We start from the raw sequence: 14,215 nt of genomic DNA, 5'->3' as shown, positions 1-14,215 counted from the left end.
ATCAGTATATGCATGGTAAATTGGAGTCTGGAAAAGGCGTTGCAAATGTTTTAATCTCTGATCTTGAGGGGCTTTTATTGTCCCACTTATCCTTCCGCCCTTTCCCTGGAACACTCAACCTAACTCAGATAACCCCCTCTCTGTCTCTCCCTTGCACCACTGTAACTGACATAGAAAATGCTTTAGATAATTGCGATGGTATTGAGTTGACCCCCTGCTCTATCAGCGGAATCAAATCTGCTCTCATTCGCCCCATTGCCGATAACTATCCAAAATCTAAATTTGAATTCATAGCACCCGCTTCTTTACGGAACTTATTCTCTCTCAACGATGGGGATTCGGTACACATTTCTGCCCCTGATAATCTATGGAATTATGAGCTAAAAGCTAGTTTGAATTCCCTTGATAATTTCGACGGTGTAATTTTCGATCTGGATGGAACTCTAATTGATCTGGATGTCGATTGGAACTCTGTTAGAACTCAAATACGTGATTTATTCCCCCCTTCTATCGATCCATTTTCTCTTAGGCGAGACAGAAATGATCACACTCCTATTTACGAACTAGCTAGTCAACATGGTATTTATGAAGATCTACTCGAGCTACTCGCTTCACATGAACTTGCTGGAACGAAAAGCGCAGTCCCCTTGCCTTTGATCGACATCATCCCTAATTTAGATTGTCCCGTTGGTTTGTGCACAAAAAATTCTCGCATCGCTTCTCAAGAAATAGCTGAAAAGTTCAATGTTAATTTTGATTCGTTGATCACCAGGGAATCTACGTTCGAGGATAAGCCACACCCTTTACCCTTGCAAAAATGCATGGAAGATCTGAGCCTCTCCCCTGGAAATACCCTATTTATAGGAAACGAAAAAACAGATGCAGAGACTGCACATTGGGCTGGAACAAATTTCTTACAAGTCGATCAGTTCTACTAATCAAACCTACGTTCTATACTCTCCGCGTGACCATCCAATCCCTCCGATCTGGCAATTGTGGTTATAACTTTCCTAATTTTTTCCAACGCCGTTTTGTCGATCCGCTGTATCGTCGAAACTTTGATGAATGTATCTACAGAAACCCCCCCTGAAACGTGGGCACCTTGATTTGTAGGTAAGATATGATTAGTACCTGATGCATAATCTCCTGCGGCAACTGGGGTATAACTTCCTAGGAATATGCTCCCTGCACTACTGATTTCTTCTAAAAGCATTTTTTCATTCTCCTCCGACGTTTGGATGGAAAGGTGCTCCGAAGCATATTCCTCTGCAAAGGTCGCTGCAACTTCCATACTTTTTACCAAAATAACCCCACTATATGGATTATTTAGAGCTTTGTCTATTATCTTTTTTCTGTCCAACGATTTAGTTTGTATTTTCACCTCTTCGATAATTTCTTTTGCCAATTCTATACTATCTGTTACCACCAATGCGGCAACATTTACATCATGCTCTGCCTGTGCAATCACATCTGCCGCAACAATTTTTGGATCTGCGGTCAAATCCGCAATGATCAAAATTTCACTTATGCCTGCGATAAACTCTATCTCCACATCATTTCGAATCTCTCTCTTTGCCACCGCCACCCATTGATTCCCTGGGCCTATGATTTTGTCAACTGCATCAACCGTTTTTGTACCGTATGCAAGTGCAGCAATCCCCTGTGCCCCTCCTGCCGCGTAGATTTTATCTGCACCTGCAATATATGCTGCAGCTAGTGTCACTTGATTCATTTCCTCTGCTGGAGGTGTCACAACCGCGATGTGCTTCACCCCCGCAACTTTTGCTGGAATTATGGCCATTAATACACTAGATGGATATGCAGCCGTACCTCCTGGAACGTACACTCCAATTTTATTTATCGGCCGAAATCTTTGTCCCATTTCTCTGCCATCAAAATTTCTAACCCAATCCTCTCTAACTTGGTGTTTGTGAAATATTTCAATATTTTCTGCCGCCTTTTTTATGGCTAGTTTCAATCCCTCATCAATTGCTTCGTATGCACTTTTGGCTTCTCCCGTGATGTCTATTTCTTTTATTTCTATTTTATCAAATTCCAATGCATATCTCCTAAGGGCCTCATCACCTTGCTCTCTTACATTATCAATAATAGTACGAACCGTTTTTTGTATTTCTTGACTCACTTGATATCGATTGAATATAACCTCACGCTGGTCCTCCTCCATCTTTTCGAGGTACCGTATTTCCATATCCCCTCTTGGATCTCTATGTGAAAAACCATTTCTACCCTTGATCTTATCAACGAACTCCTCCGTACTCGAATTCAATTTTCTTTTTTGTAAATATTTCCCAGAAACTAACCTCCAACATCATCGCTTGGCTTCACGCCGCCTCAGCTGGAAGACCCTGTTCCGGGATCTGTAGCGTACCGGGGTTCTCCATATTTTCATCGTGTCCATTTTAGACAAACTCCAATGGGGACTTCGGAACGCACTCTTATTGTGGCACTTTCCTAAGTTAAATCCTTCTTTTCCCGAAAAATTTCTTTTATACCCCTCTACTTTTTACTCTATTAACAATAATCCCATTGTATGGTGATTTTTCTCTCCGAAACTGAAGTTGAACAGTGTTTAGATATGAGGTCTTCCATCGAAGCATTGGAACTGGCATACAAGGCCGATGCCGCCGGACGAGTAGTTAGCATCCCCCGATCCGACATGATACTTCCACTTGGGCCCAACGATGCTTATGTCTACAAAATTATGTCTGGTATCATACAAGATTTTGGTGTATCTGCTCTTCGCATTCAATCTGATCGAATCCGCTGGGAAGGGGGCCGAAAATTCAAGCTGGGAATGGCCCGAGACAAAAAATATGTGGAATACGTTCAAGTGTACGATATCGAAACAAACGAACCACTTCTAATCATTCCCGATGGATATGCTAGTAAAATGCGCGTCGGGGCTACAAATGCTCTTGGAGCTAAATACATGGTCCCTTCCTCTGATGTCCACACGATGGGCCTGCTTGGTGCGGGTAGACATGCTGGTGGACAAATAGAGGCTTTTGCCGAGATGTTTGATCTCGAGCAAGTGAATGTATATAGCCCCACTCAAAAAAATCGCGAAGCATTCGCCAAAGAATGGGATTCCAAATTAGACCCTGCCGTTCTCTCTGTGGATGAACCTACCAAAGCAATATCAGGAACCAATATCCTCGCATGTGCTTCCAACGCAATGAAACCTATATTCGACGCATCTTGGATAGAACCTAAAATGCATGTGAGTGCAATCAAAAATCCAGAAATTCCAGGGGAAGCATTTTCCGAAGTAGACCGCGTAGCAGTAGCAACAACACAGCTACCTTCTGGCCCCCATAACTATGCCCCCCGATTTTCAGATTTTGCTCAAAGTCTTACTGAAAAGTGGGCAATTCCCAATTTTGACATAACTGCTGCTCAAGACATTTCATCTCTCATCGCCGAAAACAAAAATCCAGAATCCGAAGAAACTACTCTATTTCTCAACAACATTGGCATTGGAATGCAATTCGCAGCTGTAGGGAAAGTAGTGTATGATCGTGCAATTGAAGGTGGATTTGGAACTGAAATAGACACCGACCTCTTTTTACAATCTGTTTGGTGAAATCCACTCAACCAAACCATTTGATTTAATGCCACCGAACCCCATGCTATATGCATGTCATCAGACTTACCCACCCTAGCGTCATTCGTGAATGATTTCACAGAAGAATATCGCATAAAAATGGAGAATGCAGTTGAGAAGTATTTCACAGATGAATACTTCGATTCACTAGGCGGACCCCTCGCTATGATGCAAAAACAATTCGCATCCCAGGCATGGAGAGAATTCTATATCGGCTGTTTACCCCCTGCACGACAAATGACCCAAATATATGAGATAGGGGATCCTTATGATCGTGATAGGGACTTAATCGTAGGACTAGGTGAACAAATCCGAGATGAAGTAAAACACGCAAAAATTTACGCAAATCTCTCTGAACAAGTTGGAGTACCCTGCGATTTGGCAACCTGGACGGCTGATAATTATGATCGATTAGTTGCAAAGTGTCGCCTAGCAACTGAGTGGGAAAAGCCACAATACATTGCCGCAGGTTTTCAAGTTTCAACCGAAATTGTGGCAGCAGAAACTTCCCGGAGGATGGGTGAATATGTTGAGAATGACTATCCTGAAATAGCAAAAACACTTTTCGACGTAACCTCTGATGAAGGAGACCACATCCATTGTGGACGTTTGATAGTAAAAAGATTCGCAACAGAGGACGATTTCGACTTCATGCATGAGATCGCAGAAAAAAAATATAATGCAGCACTAAGAATTCTTGAATCTCTCTAATCTATGACACAACGAATTCTAAAATTAACCCCAGAAACCAAAGTACAGTTCTCTGAACCTGCAGAAATACAGGATATACATCTCCATGATTTATCTTTTGTGGCTGGAATAGAAACCGAAGGTGATCTTATTACTTCTTGCACACTTGATGTGTCCCAACTAATACAATCAATGACTCTCTATTCCGCTATGGAAAAAAAGCGAGAAAGTTGGCGCCGTGTACGTAGGTAATTTTTAAACTTACCAGTCCGATAATATCTCCTCCCAACTTTTCTCTTCACGTTTTAAATTTTAGTAGAGTATGTTCCCGCCATCTACGTTCACTACTTGCCCTGTCATCATCCCACTTTCATGGCTCAATAAAAATCCAATAACATTTGCAATATCCTCTGGCTGTATGGCCCTCTTGAGCATCTGACTCGCTTCCGCGCGTTGTTGTATCCGATCTTCTCCCCCCTGTAGCGATGCTGGGGATGCAGTCAAACCTGGCATAATCGTGTTGACCCTAATATCCCGATCTGCTAGTTCTCTCGCCATAGTTCTAGTCATTCCTACAACAGCGGCTTTAGAAGCAATGTAGTGTAAGAGTCCCGCTGTGCCTTTCAAAATAGTCCCCGAAGATATATTGACAATTCGAGCACCATCATTTAGCGCAGGTACTGCTTCTTTTGTGACAATAAACACACCAGTTGTGTTAACTGACATCACCTTCTCGAACTCTTCCACTGTAATATCTGTAAATTGTTTGAAATTCCCAATCAATGGTGCGTAATAAGCCGCATTATTGACTAGCCCATCTATTTTAGTATCCTTAAACACAGCACGCATGGACTCTTCACTCGTTACATCGCCTTTGCGAAATTCTGCACTCCCTCCTGCATCTTCTATCTCTTTAACGGCATCTGTCCCATCTTGAATATCTGTTATCAGTATGTGTGCCCCTTTTACAGCCACATTTTTTGCAATTGCCAATCCGATTCCTTGCGAACCGCCTGTTACCACTATAGTTTCTCCAGCTAGATTTTGCATATCTATCTCCTTACCCATCCTGACTCATAAACCATTTGATCAATTTTTATTCTCTCTATGTAACTCGAATATCTACAACAAAATGAGATGTACCTGGGCTGTATCCTTTAATTCTTGTTCTATTCATAACCTTGGCAACTCTTCCCACTTTTGCTGCCACCGTTTTAATTTCACTATATGATTGAGACGGATTTGTGTCAGCTCTCACTTCATGTAAATGGATTATTCCTCCCCGTTTTACCACCGAGTATGCTTCTTTGAGAAATTCAACCGAATCATAGTGGCCCATTACGATTCTATCAAATAATTTTCCTTTCTCATCCGCCCACCCTTCGATAAATTTCCTACAATCGTTTCTTATTGGATGTAAATTTTCTTCAACGCGGTTCAGTTGAATATTCTCTTTCAGATATCTCATGGATGCTACATTCTTCTCCACTGCCGTTACTTCTGCCCCTGAAATAGACATTGGGATCGAAAAATAGCCGATTCCCGCAAACATATCCAATACACATTCTCCCCTGTCAACTATCCTCCCCATTCTTTTTCTTTCTTCCCTATTGCCTGGGGAAAACATAACTTCTGATAGGTCCAATGAATACCTCACCCCCCATTCCGTATGAACAGTTTTTGTTTCTTCCAACCCTGCAATATATTTTATAATTGGTTTTCTTTCGGTCCCTTCAATTCCAACTCGAGATAGCACAGTATTGACCCCTTGTAACTCCATCAAACATTCTCCTATTTCCTTTTCAGTGGTACATTTTTCTGAAAATTGAACTAAAGCTATTTCTCCAATCACATCCCACGATCGGGGGGACATTTTTATTTCTTCTTCCGAAACCCCCCTATCTCGAAGCAAATCTTTCAACCCCTTGGCCCTAATCTGAGGATTTTTTTGATTTATTATGACCCTGTTTTTCATTTCTCCCCCCGGCCCATGAATTGGAATTTCTATTGATTTCTCATCATGGGTCCTAATCTTCCTAGAATCATCATAATCCTGCCCCTTTTTTAATAACTCTAGTTCTTTTTTAACATCTCCTTTACTCACGACAACGGCGTTTTTATTCATTAGGTAAAACGTACACCCCTTCTTCCGTTTTTACTACTTTTACTTCCTTCCAATCTGAATCAACAAACATTGGACGAGCTATTGTTATCGGACGATATGATTCTGGATCCAATATCTGCATTGAATATGTATCATCTATCGATACAATAGAGGTTTTCCCCACCTTAGAAATATGCTTCAATTTATTGAATTTCCCATCTTCCACCGACCCCTTATACGATTCACCCGAGGCGAGTCGAATACCTTTTAAAACACTCCCTGAACTTCTAATTAAAATTGGTCCATTTCCATCTCTTATGTCTATCACGTCTCCAATAATTATTGCTGGAAGGCGCACCAAATATGAAATTCTATATACTCTATTTCCATCCCGATCTTCTGTCACTAATGTCTCCGAAGTTGACACTGAACCCCCTAATTCTTCTACAATAGATTTCGATATTTTCTGCCCGAGCTTACTAGTAGATATCCGTATATCTATGCCCTCTTTTTTTTCTACTATCTTTGAGATAAAATCATTCCTGTCGCCTAGTAATGTTCTTCGATTAACCACGTCATTAGCAATTTCAATAGAACGATTTTTCTCTACACCCGTAGGTTTCCTCGTTGACGCTCGAATCTGTATCTCTCCAGCATAATAACCACCTGATTTTTTTCTACACACATCACAAATTTCGCGTACTATCTGAACTTCAATCATTCTATTTTCTACTATCTTTCTCCCTTTTACATTTCCCTCAAATTCACATTTAATATTCATCATCTTGGTATCAATATTTTCTAGAATAAATCCCCAATTCATCTCCTTCACGTCATCATGAATTTTTAGTCCATCTTCTACCAATTCCAATATTACTTTCTCTTCCAAACCCTCTTTTTTATCTATCCATTTATTTTTCCTACAGATAGCTTCGCAAACTGAACAGATTTGAATATTTCCCTTCTCTTTCACTTCTACCAGTTCAAATTGATCAAAATAACACTGATCACACAACATATTTTCTCTACCTCTTTCCCATTCCTCTGATTCTCCTTGAGTAGTTCTCCCCCGCCCCCGCTCAACAGCGTTCCCACAGTTTGGACAAAACAACCCAAATTCACTCATTATTTGTATATGATAACTGGGACAAGTTAATCTTGTAGCTATACTCTTCAAAATATATTCATTCAATTCGGTACATTTTTAATTATCCCTCTACGTACCGGACCACATGGTAAGTTCCACAACATACTCTTCCACCCCCGCGAAATGGAAAAAAGACCCTGGTTTGCAATTCCGCATGATCTTAACCACGTTCTTATTATTCGCACTATATGTCTTCTTCATCGCAGCAATCACCACATATTTCGATGTGGGGCTCATTTCAATGGCCGCGATATTGGGACTTTTTTCAATAGCCCAATGGTATTTTTCTGATACATTGGCTTTACGTTCCATGGGGGCACGTATAGTTGATAAAACTGAATATCCCGATCTCCACGCTTCTGTAACACGCCTCGCCTGGCAAGCTGGTCTCCCCACTCCAAAAATAGCAGTAACATCTACTCAACTGCCAAATGCATTTGCAACTGGTAGATCTAAGAATCACGCCGCAGTCTGCGTCACAGAAGGCCTCCTCAACTTATTAAACGAAGATGAGCTGGAGGGCGTTATTGCACATGAACTTGCGCATATTAAAAATAGAGACGTCACCACTATGACAATTGCATCCTTCCTATCTACCATCGCATTTTTCATCGTCCGTTGGGGGTTCTTCTTTGGCCGTGGGAGAAACAACCGAGCCGCCGCCCCTGTCTGGGCCGCGGTAGCCATTTCGTTGGCAGTTTGGATCATTTCCTATTTGTTAATAAGAGCACTCTCTCGATATCGAGAGTTTGCTGCCGATAGAGGTGCCGCAGAAATAACTCAAAACCCCGCCGCACTAGCTTCTGCACTTCGGAAAATTTCTACTGGAATTTCAATGATTCCCCCTGCAGGCGAATTAACATCCCAATCCGAAATGAATGCGTTCTTTATAATCCCAATTAAGGTAGGGTTCATTGGTAAACTCTTCTCAACCCATCCTCCCATGGAAAAACGAATCGAACGTCTCAACGAACTCCAATATAATTTCTAAAATCCAATCACTCTTTTTGCAGCGAGATTTGATATGTTTGGATTGCAACTCCTGCTAGGGCAAGCAGGCCCCCTCCCCAAATTAGTTCTTTTTGCTGGACATACTCTCCATACAATAACAATACCAATCCAATAACTATGATTCCTAGTGACGCCCCAAACACGATTGAACTTTTAACCATACTCAAATTCATGCTGCCAGAGATATAAAATTCATTATCCATCATTTGATAAATAAAATAAAAATTTGATAGTTCTTTTTCTATTTAGATCCCACCAAATCATCACATAGGGCGACTTTATAATTTTATTTAGTTTACATTTACACTTTCACTACGCTGTATACGGAGGTTTATATCCCCCCTGCTCTAACACCAATCCGTTATGGAACCAAGTATCCCTGAACAAGAAGAAACTCCAAAGAAACCTGAGACCTCTTTGGAAGATTTACCCGGTGTTGGACCTGCAACAGCAGAGAAACTCCGAGACAGTGGCTTCGATTCTTATCAAGCCATAGCAGTTGCAAGTCCCATGGAGCTATCTAGTACTGCAGATATCGGGGAAAGCACTGCATCAGATATTATACAAGCCGCTAGGGAAAACTCTGATATTGGTGGGTTTGAAACGGCAACAGAAGTCAAAAAACGAAGAGATCTAATTGGAAAACTCACATGGGGTGTTTCTGAGATAGACGACTTGTTGGGTGGCGGCGTTGAGACGCAATCTATAACTGAAGTATATGGTCAATTTGGATCTGGAAAATCTCAAGTTACTCACCAGCTATCTGTAAATGTCCAACTTCCAAGAGAATTAGGAGGACTCGAAGGATCTGCCATTTTTATCGACACCGAAGATACCTTCCGCCCAGAAAGAATCGACGATATGGTTCGTGGTCTTGATAGTGATACCCAAGCAGCGACAATGCGTTTACATGGAATTGACGGATCCCCTGAAGACGAATTTGCTATCGAGGCTCTGATCGAATCTGTACTTGAGAATATCCACGTTGCTAAGGCTTTTAATTCAAACCATCAAATGCTACTTGCACAAAAAGCGAAGGAGCTAGTTGGTCAATCTTCGGATTCTAAATTCCCCATCCGACTCGTTTGCGTTGATTCTCTTACCGCCCATTTCCGTGCAGAATATGTTGGTAGAGGGACTTTAGCTTCTCGTCAACAAAAACTTAATAAACATCTTCATGATTTAATGCGAATAAACGACCTGTACAATGTTGCCACCCTCGTAACGAATCAAGTTTCTTCCAATCCCGATTCTTTCTTTGGGGATCCTACCCGTCCAATAGGTGGAAATATCCTTGGACATACCTCTACTTTCAGATTATACCTCCGAAAATCAAAAGGGACTAAACGGGTAGTCCGTTTAGTTGATGCCCCCAACCTAGCGGATGGGGAGGCAATCATGCTTGTTGAAGGTGGCGGACTTAAATCGGAATAACTCTACAGATCTCAAGTTATTCGATATAATTTTTATTTTATTGTAGGTTGGAGAATTGTTCTTGGGCCTGTTGACCTAATTTTACACCCTGGGCTTTTAACTCTTCAATTGCTTTTGAAATATTTTCTATTCGAGATGTTATTGTCTGAGACCTTTCCGTAAGAAGTATTTTCGCTTGCTCTTTGTTCTGACCTTGAGAATAATTGCCACCTATCCCTACAATGAATTCATCATCATTTACCACCGAAGCACGAACATAAGTTTCACTTCCAAGGGGGACTTGGATGGTAGATTCTGTAGAAATAGATTCCATCGACACCATTGCCATCTCCACATCTTCTTTTATCATCTGTAAGTTTTGTAGTTCGCCATGGAGTACTTCCAATCTGCTTTCTATTTCCATCATCATCTGAGATAATGCTTGGAGTTCAGGGTCAGCTTGACTCATCAGATGAGACCTCTTCAACTATAATTTGATTCCGTTTTAAGTGATGTTTACTACCAAAATTAGCATAGCAATGCTCGACAGCAAGATCGGAGTTTTGGGCATCTATCTCCACTTTAAACGGAGCCCATTGAGTCCCTGACCGAAACCGTCCTTGAATTGAGAACATAGGCATACACTCCAATGAGATACCCCATAGGAAGAACTTTACTAATTTCATCCGTTTGAAATTATCTTGATGGATTCTTTTGGAAAACACACTCTCACTGGAATTCCCTCTTCTAAATTTTCAATCTCATTCTGATTTAAAGATACATACGCCCGAATTTGATCTCTTACACCCTCTATGTGCAATTCCACCGCATATCTGTGTCCTTTAAATATTTTTTCAATAACCGCCCCCTTTACCCAATTTTTACCTTCACCACGTTTCCTCAAAACGATATCCTCTGGGCGTATACATACCTGCACTTCTCTGCCACTTTCTAATCCATCTACTTGGGTTTCTAGTTTGTAGTCTCCCCACTCAACTATGTGCCCCAACCTTCCACTTTTACCCACGACCATCTTTATGATGTTTGATTCTCCTGTTATCTCTGCAGCAACCACTGTTTTAGGATTTTTAAATACATTTTTTGGTGTTCCGATTTGGCATATTTTTCCGCCTGACATAATTGCAATTTTATCCCCAATTTCCCACGCAATATCTCTGTCATGAGTTACATATATTACCGGTATTCCAATCCGTTTCAATATCTTCCGCAGATCCGTGCTCAACTTCTTTCTAACCGGATAGTCCAAACTGCTTAGTGGTTCGTCCAACAACAACATCTTCGGCTTAGATGCCATTGCGCGTGCCAACTCAACTCGATTTTTCTCTCCTCCTGATAATGTATCAATAGACCGATCTAGTATTTTCCCAACCCCAAAAATATCAATAACCTTCGAAATATTTTCCCCTTCTACATTCGCATACATGATATTTTCCCTAACTGTCATATGCGGAAACAAAGTATCCTCTTGAAATACAATAGCAGTACTTCTATTTTCTATTGGTTCTTCGGATATGTCAATTTCTCCCATTAAAATTTCTCCACCATCCCTCTGCAAAATCCCTGCAATTACATTCAATAATGTGGTCTTTCCCGAACCAGAAGGTCCCAAAATCACCAAAATTTCATTTCCCACTGTCAACTCCATTGGCCCCAGTGTAAAATCTCCAATAGATTTGACTATTGATTTAATATGGAGCATAGCTACCTCTGACTTCTTGTCCTAATAAGCTGATTAATAATATTACGACCACTGAACTTCCTAACAACAATATTGCCATTGGGAATGCCTTTTCAATCCCTCCTGTAATGAATGAAACCCATATCTGTGTTGACATAGTCCTTGGATAATATGCCATCATTATAGTTGTACCAAACTCCCCCATTGCCCTAGCGAAAGCGAGCATCATTCCTGCAATTATCCCTCTCATCGATAGTGGTAATGTAATCTTCCAGAAAGTCTCAATTTTTGTTCTCCCCAGGGCCCTTGAGGCATATTCGAGTTTTTCGTTAACCGCGTCGAATCCCACCTTCGCCGCAATCACAACAAATGGAGATACAACAAATACTTGCGCAAGTATTATCCCTACCAGTGATTGGGTCAATGACACACCCGAATCCATAGCCAAAGAACCCAAAATTGATCCTGGTCCGAATAATGTGAGCAACACCATCCCGCTAACTATTGGGGGCAACACCAATGGTAAAAAAACTATGAATAAAACAATATTTTTCCACCTGAACTCAGTCCGCGAAAGAAAATATGCGAGCGGAATCCCCAACACACACGAAATCAACACACTGCCTATCGAAGTACCCACAGATGTAATCGTCGCAGAGATGACTTCTTCACTCATGATACTTGGAATTATGGCACCATTAGCTTTCCAAAACAACAATGAAACGACAGGGACGATGTAGTACACCATGAGAATTCCTCCCAAAATCCCTATGGTAGAGATTTTACCTTTCATCTATCCAACACTCCTTCAATTCCATCTGGAACATCTCCAACAATCTTCGGATATGCTTCTGGGATGTAAAATCCAAATTCCCGGAGATAATTTCCCTTAATATGTTCTTCAAAAACATTCACAATAGCTGCATCAAATTCCTCCGACCAAATAGTCGAACCATATTTTATGACATCTCCCCGAACAATCTCCCCACTATTCAATTTATATCTGACCTTGGAATACCAATCATTCACTTTCTCTGGAGAACTTAGATTTATTTCTAGGGGTAGTTCAATGTAGTCATATCCTCGTTCAACAGCCATATTCTTATACACAATAGCTGCGTCAATCCCACCTATTTCAAAATAACTCATCAGTTCAATTTCCGGAAAAACCCAACTCTTGGATAGGATTTCATCTTTAAGATTTATCTTCTCATAATACAACTCCGCTAGTTCCAATAGGAATAGTGTTCGGTATCCCAATGGATCTAAATTCGGATCTGTTCTCCCTATTTTTATGTTATTTCTTAATATTGGTTCATACCACTTTTCTTCTCCCCTTTTTGCAACTAACTTTCCACCGTCTGTATTTTTATTGTATGCAACAACCATTTGATTTGTAGCGAATTCAACATGCCATTTAGGTTCTATCAATCTTTCAAACAATATTGGATCTGACACTGAGATTATGTCTGGATTTTTCAATCCATCTTTAACCAATTGAGCAATGGCCACCGAACCATGGGCTTCAACCCTCAGTGGAATCTTAATCTCATTTTTCATACCTCTTTCCATTGCTGTTAGAAGACTCCCGGCAACTAGTAAATAGACTGGATCCCTATTTGTCCCCCACTCCCCATTTAAACCACCTCCATTCCGTTTTAAGCATCCCCCTATCTGTAAAATGGACCACATGAATGGTAAAAAAATCAACTCTCTACGTGTCATTCTCATTCCCCTTTCCCCTTTTGTTAATCATTATGTCCCTCTTGACATAACAGTTATCATTATGTCCGATTAGACATAACCTCTTTTATATCTCTACACTCTATGCAATTCATGCAAAATGAATTCGATCTCCATTTTCGAATCGGTTCTGTCTCTTTCAATTCAAAAGATGCCCTTCTTTTACAAGCTGTAGCAAAGCATGGATCTCTAAATTCTGCTGCTTCTTCTCTTGGGAGGTCCTATTCTCGAGCACACAAACGTATTCAGGAATTAGAAAAGCATTCTGGACCTTTGTTAACTCGAACACGTGGTGGCCCCGGGGGCGGAGGAAGCTCTTTGACCAAAAATGCTTATGGATTATTAGATCGATTCTCCCGATTAGAAGTAACTTTCGCTGACATTCTCGGAACTGAAGAAATAGTATTACAAGGACAAGTCCTATCTAGAGATGGTGAACTCGCAACAATACTTACTTCTGCAGGACCAATTAGAGCTCTTCTTTTCACAGATGCAGAATATGTGCAAGTATCGTTGAGATCTGATTCTATCACACTTCATTCTCCCCCTTTCACTTCTTCTTCCATAGTAACTAGTGCACTAAATCGATTCGTCGGGGTCATCACTTCAATCAACTCCCATGAAGCAATCGCAGAAGTCATTTTTGATGTAGGGTCTGATATCACAATGATAGCTCTAGTTTCTCTAGAAAGCCTCCAACAATTAAATTTCGAACTTGGCTCACCCGTAGTGGCTACCTTCAAAGCCACATCCACACGAGCAGTGCCTTTCCAATCTTGATGT

The 14,215-nt window shown here is 40.9% G+C and carries 17 protein-coding genes; 7 read left to right on the top strand and 10 right to left on the bottom strand.

Going from position 1 to position 14,215, the window contains the following annotated elements; genetic code table 11:
• Positions 1–8 precede the first annotated feature (8 nt).
• Positions 9–938 (top strand): HAD-IA family hydrolase, encoded by a 930-nt coding sequence (locus ACM9H2_RS03070; RefSeq protein WP_415488072.1) that lies wholly within the window; start codon positions 9–11, stop codon positions 936–938.
• Here ACM9H2_RS03070 and hisD read toward each other — a convergent pair.
• On the bottom strand, positions 935–2,209 hold the full coding sequence (gene hisD, locus ACM9H2_RS03065) for a histidinol dehydrogenase (protein WP_415488070.1): 1,275 nt from the start codon (positions 2,207–2,209) through the stop codon (positions 935–937). The genes ACM9H2_RS03070 and hisD overlap by 4 nt on opposite strands.
• A gap of 342 nt (positions 2,210–2,551) precedes the next feature.
• Between hisD and ACM9H2_RS03060 the strand changes: the two genes are divergently transcribed.
• From ACM9H2_RS03060 to ACM9H2_RS03050, 3 genes are read left to right on the top strand one after another with little or no spacing between them, the layout of a single operon-like run.
• The gene (locus ACM9H2_RS03060; RefSeq protein WP_415488068.1) at positions 2,552–3,604 is read left to right on the top strand and encodes a hypothetical protein; all 1,053 of its coding nucleotides are present in this window, start codon (positions 2,552–2,554) and stop codon (positions 3,602–3,604) included.
• 54 nt (positions 3,605–3,658) lie between these two features.
• Positions 3,659–4,336, top strand: a complete 678-nt coding sequence (locus ACM9H2_RS03055; RefSeq protein ID WP_415488066.1) for a hypothetical protein — start codon at positions 3,659–3,661, stop codon at positions 4,334–4,336.
• Between the two features lie 3 nt (positions 4,337–4,339).
• The gene (locus ACM9H2_RS03050) at positions 4,340–4,567 is read left to right on the top strand and encodes a hypothetical protein (protein WP_415488064.1); all 228 of its coding nucleotides are present in this window, start codon (positions 4,340–4,342) and stop codon (positions 4,565–4,567) included.
• 60 nt (positions 4,568–4,627) lie between these two features.
• Here ACM9H2_RS03050 and ACM9H2_RS03045 read toward each other — a convergent pair whose 3' ends face one another.
• The 3 genes from ACM9H2_RS03045 to ACM9H2_RS03035 are packed head-to-tail and all read right to left on the bottom strand — an operon-like array spanning position 4,628 to position 7,545.
• The gene (locus ACM9H2_RS03045) at positions 4,628–5,365 is read right to left on the bottom strand and encodes an SDR family NAD(P)-dependent oxidoreductase (RefSeq protein ID WP_415488062.1); all 738 of its coding nucleotides are present in this window, start codon (positions 5,363–5,365) and stop codon (positions 4,628–4,630) included.
• A 55-nt stretch (positions 5,366–5,420) separates the two neighbouring features.
• Positions 5,421–6,440 (bottom strand): class I SAM-dependent methyltransferase, encoded by a 1,020-nt coding sequence (locus ACM9H2_RS03040; RefSeq protein WP_415488060.1) that lies wholly within the window; start codon positions 6,438–6,440, stop codon positions 5,421–5,423.
• Positions 6,433–7,545, bottom strand: coding sequence for a 60S ribosomal export protein NMD3 (locus ACM9H2_RS03035; RefSeq protein WP_415488058.1), 1,113 nt, complete (start codon positions 7,543–7,545; stop codon positions 6,433–6,435). The genes ACM9H2_RS03040 and ACM9H2_RS03035 overlap by 8 nt, the downstream gene beginning before the upstream one ends.
• A gap of 106 nt (positions 7,546–7,651) precedes the next feature.
• Here ACM9H2_RS03035 and htpX point away from each other — a divergent pair, with 106 nt between their 5' ends.
• Positions 7,652–8,557 (top strand): zinc metalloprotease HtpX, encoded by a 906-nt coding sequence (gene htpX / locus ACM9H2_RS03030; protein WP_415488056.1) that lies wholly within the window; start codon positions 7,652–7,654, stop codon positions 8,555–8,557.
• A gap of 7 nt (positions 8,558–8,564) precedes the next feature.
• Here htpX and ACM9H2_RS03025 read toward each other — a convergent pair whose 3' ends face one another.
• Entirely contained in the window at positions 8,565–8,738 is a 174-nt protein-coding gene (locus ACM9H2_RS03025; RefSeq protein WP_415488054.1) for a hypothetical protein, read from the bottom strand.
• Positions 8,739–8,940: 202 nt separating this feature from the next.
• Between ACM9H2_RS03025 and radA the strand changes: the two genes are divergently transcribed.
• Positions 8,941–10,011 (top strand): DNA repair and recombination protein RadA, encoded by a 1,071-nt coding sequence (radA, locus tag ACM9H2_RS03020; protein WP_415488052.1) that lies wholly within the window; start codon positions 8,941–8,943, stop codon positions 10,009–10,011.
• A 37-nt stretch (positions 10,012–10,048) separates the two neighbouring features.
• On the opposite strand, the gene pfdA is transcribed toward radA, so the two are convergent.
• Genes pfdA through ACM9H2_RS02995 form a run of 5 tightly spaced genes read right to left on the bottom strand, consistent with a single transcriptional unit; the run spans position 10,049 to position 13,414 of the window.
• A complete protein-coding gene (pfdA, locus tag ACM9H2_RS03015; protein WP_415488050.1) occupies positions 10,049–10,459 on the bottom strand; it encodes a prefoldin subunit alpha in 411 nt (136 codons plus the stop codon).
• Positions 10,446–10,625: a 50S ribosomal protein L18Ae gene (gene rpl18a / locus ACM9H2_RS03010; RefSeq protein ID WP_415488048.1), complete on the bottom strand. Its 180-nt coding sequence runs from the start codon at positions 10,623–10,625 to the stop codon at positions 10,446–10,448. Before rpl18a ends, pfdA begins: the two co-directional genes overlap by 14 nt.
• Before the next feature lie 47 nt (positions 10,626–10,672).
• On the bottom strand, positions 10,673–11,710 hold the full coding sequence (locus ACM9H2_RS03005; RefSeq protein WP_415488046.1) for an ABC transporter ATP-binding protein: 1,038 nt from the start codon (positions 11,708–11,710) through the stop codon (positions 10,673–10,675).
• The gene (locus ACM9H2_RS03000; RefSeq protein WP_415488044.1) at positions 11,697–12,482 is read right to left on the bottom strand and encodes a molybdate ABC transporter permease subunit; all 786 of its coding nucleotides are present in this window, start codon (positions 12,480–12,482) and stop codon (positions 11,697–11,699) included. The genes ACM9H2_RS03005 and ACM9H2_RS03000 overlap by 14 nt, the downstream gene beginning before the upstream one ends.
• Positions 12,479–13,414, bottom strand: a complete 936-nt coding sequence (locus tag ACM9H2_RS02995; protein ID WP_415488042.1) for an extracellular solute-binding protein — start codon at positions 13,412–13,414, stop codon at positions 12,479–12,481. The genes ACM9H2_RS03000 and ACM9H2_RS02995 overlap by 4 nt, the downstream gene beginning before the upstream one ends.
• 111 nt (positions 13,415–13,525) lie before the next feature.
• Between ACM9H2_RS02995 and ACM9H2_RS02990 the strand changes: the two genes are divergently transcribed.
• Positions 13,526–14,212, top strand: coding sequence for a TOBE domain-containing protein (locus ACM9H2_RS02990; protein ID WP_415488040.1), 687 nt, complete (start codon positions 13,526–13,528; stop codon positions 14,210–14,212).
• The last annotated feature ends 3 nt before the right edge of the window (positions 14,213–14,215 follow it).

It is taken from the genome of Candidatus Hikarchaeum yamanae (assembly GCF_009889665.1).
GTDB classification, from domain to species: Archaea; Halobacteriota; Halobacteria; order Halobacteriales; family Hikarchaeaceae; genus Hikarchaeum; species Hikarchaeum yamanae.
The sequence above is the reverse complement of the archived record's forward strand: the minus strand, read 5'-3'. Positions and strand labels throughout refer to the sequence as shown.